The organism is Candidatus Streptomyces philanthi, assembly GCF_059553635.1.
The window spans coordinates 1-4606 of sequence record NZ_JCANQV010000379.1; the positions used below are offsets into that span (position 1 = coordinate 1).

Sequence of the window (4606 nt, forward strand, 5' to 3'; positions counted from 1 at the left end):
GCGGGGTCGCCGCGCCGGGCGCCGGAACGCCGTCCGTCTCCCGTGTCAGCAGGCCGGTCGCGGCACACTCGCCGCCGAAGGCGCCCGCCAGTTCGCCCGCGGGGTCGTGGGGGACGCCGCCGAGTTCGTCCGGGTCGGTCAGCAGCCTGCGGTAGAGCGGGCAGCGGGCCGCCAGCTCGTCCTGGGTGCCGATGTCGACGAGCCGGCCGCCGTCGAGGACCGCGACGCGGTCGGCGAGGGCCAGGGTGGAGGCGCGGTGGGCGATGAGCAGGGTCGTACGGCCCGCCATCACCTGGCGCAGCGCCTCGTGGATCTCGTGCTCGACGCGGGCGTCGACGGCGGAGGTGGCGTCGTCGAGGACCAGCAGCCGGGGGTCGGTGAGGATCGCGCGGGCGAGGGCGATGCGCTGCCGCTGACCGCCGGAGAGCGTCAGGCCCTGTTCGCCGACGCGGGTGTCGTAGCCCTCGGGCAGGGCCTCGATGAAGCCGTCGGCGCGGGCGAGGCGGGCCGCGGTGCGTATCTGCTCGTCGGTGGCCTCCGGGTGGCCGAAGGCGATGTTGTCGCGTATCGCGTCGGAGAAGAGGAAGCTGCTCTCGGGCACCAGGCCGATGGCGGCGCGCAGCGACTCCAGGCCGAGGTCGCGGACGTCGTGGCCGCCGACGAGGACGCGGCCTTCGCTGACGTCGTAGAAGCGGGGCAGCAGCAGGGAGACGGTGGACTTGCCGCTGCCGGAGGTGCCGACGACGGCGACGGTCTCGCCAGGGTCGATGCGCAGCGAGAAGCCGTCCAGCACCGGGCGGCCGGCGCTCTCCCCGTCGGCGCCGGGGGTGCCGTAGCGGAAGGTGACGTCCTCGAACTCGACGGTGGCCGGGGCGTCGGCGGGCAGTTCGTGGGCGTCGGGGCGTTCCGCGATGACCGGTTCGGTGTCGATCAGCTCGTAGACCCGCTCGACGCCGGCGCGGGCCTGCTGGCCGACGGTGAGCATCATCGCCAGCATCCGGACGGGGCCGACGAGCTGGGCGAGGTAGGTGGAGAACGCGACGAAGGTACCGAGGGTGACCTGGCCCTTGGTGGCCATCCAGCCGCCGAGGGCGAGCATCGCGACCTGTCCGAGGGCCGGTACGGCCTGGAGGGCGGGGGTGTAGCGGGCGTTGAGGCGTACGGTGCGCAGCCGCCCGGCGTACAGGCGGCGGCCCGCCTCGCGCAGCTTGCCGGTCTCCTGTTCCTCCTGGCCGAAGCCCTTGACGACCCGGACGCCGGAGACCGCGCCGTCGACGACCCCGGCGACCGCGGCGGCCTGGCTCTGGGCGTACCAGGTGGCGGGGAAGAGGCGGGTGCGGCTGCGGCGGGCTATCCACCACAGGGCGGGGGCGACGGCGAGGGCGATGACGGTCAGGAGGGGGGAGAGCACCGCCATCACGACCAGGGAGAGCACGAACAGCAGCACGTTCCCGATCATCATCGGGGCCATGAACAGCAGGCCCTGGATGAGCTGGAGGTCGCTGGTGGCGCGGCCGACGACCTGGCCGGTGCTCAGTTCGTCCTGGCGGTGTCCGTCGAGGCGGGCCAGGGAGTCGTACATCCGGGTACGCAGGGTGTGCTGGACGTCGAGCGCGAGGCGTCCGCCGTAGTAGCGGCGGACGTAGGTGAGGGCGTAGACGGCGAGCGCCGCGACGATCATGAGGGTGGCCCAGGGGGCGAGCGCCCGGTCGTGCCGGACGATCACGTCGTCGATGATCAGCTTGGGGATCAGCGGGACGAAGGCCATCACGGCCATGCCTGCGAGCGACGCACCGAGGGCGAGCAGGACGTCCTTCCTGAACCGCCAGCACTCACGCAGCAGCCGCCGCGCCCAGCCCTCCTGTGTCCCGTCGGTCCCCGCCACCCGATGCCTCCCGCACCTCGAACTGCTGTCGGAAGGCTGCAACACCGTGCTACGCGGATTTCATCCCGCCGCAACACGGCGGCCGGCCGGGGCGGACGCTCCGTCCGTCCGCACCGGCCGGCCGGGGGGTCAGTCGTCCGCCCTCTGGACGGTCAGCTCCGTGATCCCGGGGCGGGGCCGCGGCTTCCCGTCGGGCCCCGGGGCCGGGTCGCCGTGCACGGTGACCCGGACGTACCGGGCGGGGGTACGGCCCGCGTAGCCGGTGCCGTACCAGGTCCTGCCGTCCTCGGAGACGTCGATCCGGTGGGAGAGCGGGCGGGTCGCGGTCCAGTGCGGGGTGATGTCGCCGACGCGGACGGTGCGGCCGAGGTCGACGGTGAGAGTGCCGGTCGCGGCGTCGGGCACCCAGGCGGTGGTGGCGTTGCCGTCGACGGCGGCCTCCGCGTACATGCCGGGTTCCTCGGAGGAGGCGCCGGCGGGCGCGCACCGGGCCGCGTTGCCCGTGGGCGCGAGGTCGGGCCGGCGGGTCTTGAGGACGGCGGGCACGCCCCGGCTCACGACCTTCTCGCCCTCGGGGGTGTCGAGCCGCAGAGGGGCGCCGGAGGTGAGCGTCACGGTGGTGTGGGAGGCCCCGAGGGCGATGTCGTAGGTGCGTCCCTGCCAGTGGAGGCCGCGCAGGGCGACCCCGGCGGAGAGCTGGGGCGGCAGCGTCGGGTCGAGGCGCAACCGGTCCTCGCGCAGTCGCAGCCCGGTCAGGCCGTGGGTGAAGGTCTGGAGGAAGCCGCCCTTGCCGGTGAGGAAGTCCTGGGCGGGCCGCCCGGAGAGCGGGTCCTGGGCCCCGGCCTTCTCCCCGCGCGCCTCGGAGAACAGCGCGAACGGCCCCCGGACGAACGGTTCGACCGCCCGCCGCATATAGGTGTACGTCACGCAGCCGGGCTCCCCGATGCCGGCCGCGTCGACGGCGTGCACCGAGTCGGTCATGGCGGGGCCGTCGGGGTCGGTGCGCGCGGCGTAGTGGTCGAGGGTGGCGGCGGCCTGCTCCTTCGTCATCGGCCACTCCAGGGGGTACATCAGCAGCACGGTGTCGGCCTGCTTGATGGTGGTGCCCCGGTAGCCGGCGTACTGCTGGAACACCCCGGTCTTCGCGTCGTAGGGGATACGGAGCCTGTCCGCGACGGTCGTCCAGGCGGCGGGGGCCTTGGCGCCCACGAGGGCGGCGGCGCGGGTGGCGGTGCGCAGGGCGGTGGCGGCGCCCGCGTTGGTGAAGACGCCGTCGTCGACGCCGTTGCTGTACTCGTCGGGGCCCGCGATGTTCTTGACCGAGTAGCTGCCGTCGGCGTTGCGGGTGGCGCGGGAGGCCCAGAACTCGGCGATGCCCTTGAGGACGGGCCAGCCGCGCTCCGTGAGCCAGGCGGTGTCCTTGGTGGCGAGGTAGTACTGCCAGGTGGCGAGCGCGATGTCCCCCATGAGGTGGTTCTGGGTCAGGCAGTGCGGCGGGTCCCAGCTGTGGCACTCGCTCCCCAGGTCGCCCTTGGCGCCGCTGGTCCAGGAGTAGAACAGGCCGTCGTACCCGAGCCTGCGGGCGTTGGCGCGGGCGCCCTCGCGGGTGCGGTAGCGGTAGTCGACGACCGCCCTGGCGAGGTCGGGGTGGGTGGCGAGCAGGCCCGGGTACATCCAGGTCTCCGCGTCCCAGAAGATCTCCCCGGCGTAGTTGTCGCTGGTCAGGCCGGTGGGCGCGAGACTGTTGGCGCTGCCGGCGCGGGTGTTGGCGAGCAGCCCGTACTGCGCCGAGCGGACCTGGTCGCGCAGAGCGCGCTGCCCGCGGCCCTTGATCTCGATGTCGCTGCGCCACAGGGCGCGCCAGGCGGCGGTGTGGCGGGCGAAGAGGGCGTCCCAGCCGGTGGCGGCGGCCCTGCGGGACGCGGCGGTCGCGGCCGCGCGGGGACTGCGGGAGGTCAGCGCGGTGTCCACGCCGACGTACTTGGCCAGCGTGTACGTCCGGCCACCGCGGACGGGGAAGGTGAGGCGCTGCCGGTGGGTCAGGCCGCTGGGGCGCGCGGCCGGTACGGGACCGGTGGCGCGGACGCCGGGGCCGGGGCGCAGGGTGGAGGCGACGGCGCCGTCCGTTCCCGTGCCGTCGGTGCGGAAGGTGACGTCGATGGTGCCGCCGGTCCGGGAGCCGCCGCCGGTCTGCCGCATCCGGCGGGCGCCGCGTCCGTCGAGGGTGTCGGTGACGGTGGCGGTGCCGCTCCAGCGGGGCGTCATCCGCAGCCGTACGGCGCCGGTGTGCGCGTCGGCGCGGTCGGCGAGCACGTCGTAGACCAGGTCGGTGACACGGCCGTCGGCGGCGGTCCAGGTCAGGGAGGTGCGGACGAAGCCGCAGCGCAGGTGGAGGGTCTGGCGGTAGTGGGAGATCCGGCCGGGGGCGGTGGCGGAGGAGAAGGTCTGCGGGCGGGCGCCGTCCGCGGTGACGTCGAGCGTGGTCCAGGTGGGGAGGGCGGCGACGGCCTGCCGGCCCTCGACGGAGGCGGGGCCCTTCGCGTAGAGGCCGGAGACGAACGCGCCGTCGTAGGCGGGGGTCTTGAGGGGCCAGCCGGTGGCGCCGCCCGGTGCGGCGTAGCCGGTGCCGTGGGGCGGGACGCGCTGTCCGAGGTAGCCGTTGCCGACGTAGGCGTGGTGGGCGTCCTCGGGGTCGATGGCGGTGGCGGTGGGGGTCCAGCC

The 4606-nt window shown here is 74.6% G+C and carries 2 protein-coding genes; both read right to left on the minus strand.

Annotation, left to right across the window (positions count from 1 at the left end; all coding sequences use genetic code 11):
* Nucleotides 1-1885 (minus strand): ABC transporter ATP-binding protein (locus AC51EU_RS27270; RefSeq protein WP_496269749.1); only part of this gene is annotated, 1885 nt, incomplete at its 3' end.
* 129 nt (nucleotides 1886-2014) lie between these two features.
* Nucleotides 2015-4606, minus strand: a 2592-nt coding sequence (locus tag AC51EU_RS27275; protein WP_496269750.1) for a discoidin domain-containing protein, incomplete at its 5' end; no start/stop codon positions are given.